This window comes from Flavobacterium pokkalii, assembly GCF_014596575.1.
Classification (GTDB): domain Bacteria; phylum Bacteroidota; class Bacteroidia; order Flavobacteriales; family Flavobacteriaceae; genus Flavobacterium; species Flavobacterium pokkalii.
In genome coordinates this window covers 1-1,730 of sequence record NZ_NASZ01000046.1, presented here as the reverse complement: position 1 = coordinate 1,730, position 1,730 = coordinate 1, and the positions used below count along the sequence as shown (strand labels likewise).

Genomic DNA, 1,730 nt, shown 5'->3' with positions numbered 1-1,730 from the left:
TAATCCATCATTTTACGAACCGCCGAGTACGTGACCCGTACGCTCGGTGGTGTGAGAGGCGCACTCTGTCAGCTACTGGCAGAGCCGTCTACTCGATTAACTGCTGTTTCTTATTTCCTCTTTTATAATTTCAATTCTATTTTCAAGTATTTTTATTTTATTTTCTAAAATTAGATCGTCAAATATACCTTCATTTTTAAACCAAAAACCAAAATCTTTAGAAGAACATTCAACATAATTATTAAAATTAATAATATTTTTCTTTAAATTTTCAATTTGTTCTTTTGAATGAAAACTGTTTTCAATTTCTATATATAGATTTTCTAATTCAGAATTTTTCTCTTCGATGATATTTTTAAAATATTCCATTCTTTCTTCAAATTCAAGAGGAATATCGTTGTAAATTAGTTTCGAACAAATGTGATTAATACTGTGTTGTAGTATAACAGAATCCATTATGTAATGTCGAAGAGTTTCATAATTTAAATTTAAGTTGTGACTAGCAGAAAGGAAATCGTGACAAATTATATTCCTACATTCGTAAATTTCACTCAAGTTTTTCAAAATCCTTCCTTTTTCATATGGTCTTTTTTCATTTATTATGTTGTCATCTAATTCCATTTCTTGAATATATTCTCCAACATTTTCAAGTTCTTTATAAACATTAATTCCTGTTATCTCTTCGAAATTTTTAAGTATTGTTTCTAAAGAAGAATATGATAATGAATATGCTACTAAATCTCCAATTGTAAATTTTGATTTTGAAATATGCAAAACATCTTCGATATCAATTTTAATATTATTTCGTTTAAGTAAATTTTTTGAGTTTGTTAAATATTTATTGTTATGATTTAATAACGAACTGAAAGTTTCTTTAAAAAAACTTTCATTTGATGCAACTATCCTAACAGGAATTATTTGTAAAAATGAAATGTCTGTTTTTTTATCTATTAATTCTTCATAATTCTTCAACAGCTCATAAGTAACATTCAAACTTTGAGAATGTTTGATGTCTTTTTTCGATTGAATTATATATTCTGATGTTGTCATTTTCGATTTAGTTCTGGTGAAATAGCAGTTAACGGTTTGGGTATTGCCGAAGGCGGGTATTTTTAGTGCAAAAGTTCAATCGAAGAACGAATGTTTAACCTTGCACAAATGTCCAATCGAAGCCGTTCAGCCCCGCTTTTGGCAATACTGTGTGTGTGCCCTGCATGAGCAGGACACACGCTGTAAGCTTGAATAAAAATTGAAAAATACAAATTTTGAATTAGAAAACAAATCTTACAGCGTGTTATTTTTCCAGAGGGTGCAAGTCCCTTATAGGCGGATTGAAACCCCGAACTATTAGTACGTCGCAAGCTGGTTTATCGTGAGGTATGCAGTGAAGGAAGCGAGACGACAAAATCCGGTACTGACGAACAGAAACGTCATAAGAGGCAAGCCAACGAGGATAAGCGTCCACAGCAACGCAAAGTCCGAAGATTACCAAAATCGTTGATTTGTAGATGGCGCAGGAATTGGAGGAAGGGAAAAGCTCTTACCAGGGGAGGTCTTGGCAACCACGAGTTAGTTAAGTCAAGAAGTCAGCAGAAGTCGTAGTACTTGTTAGGAAACGAGCCACTCAAAGGAGTGGAGGACTCACCAATAAGGAAGGACTGAACGTAAAATGGTTCTTAATTTTCAACGGAATAGCGCAAGTTATAGCCCTGAAAAACGAGAACAGCTTA

General features: G+C 32.9%; 1 protein-coding gene. It reads right to left on the bottom strand.

Annotated features, from left to right (window positions below; all coding sequences use genetic code 11):
* Nucleotides 1–96: 96 nt before the first annotated feature.
* Entirely contained in the window at nt 97–1,050 is a 954-nt protein-coding gene (locus tag B6A10_RS16150; protein WP_188221695.1) for a hypothetical protein, read from the bottom strand.
* Between the last annotated feature and the right edge of the window lie 680 nt (nt 1,051–1,730).

Bases quoted from the DNA above. Each gene is read 5' to 3' on its own strand.
- B6A10_RS16150 (WP_188221695.1), bottom strand. From the start codon at position 1,050: ATGACAACATCAGAATATATAATTCAATCGAAAAAAGACATCAAACAT.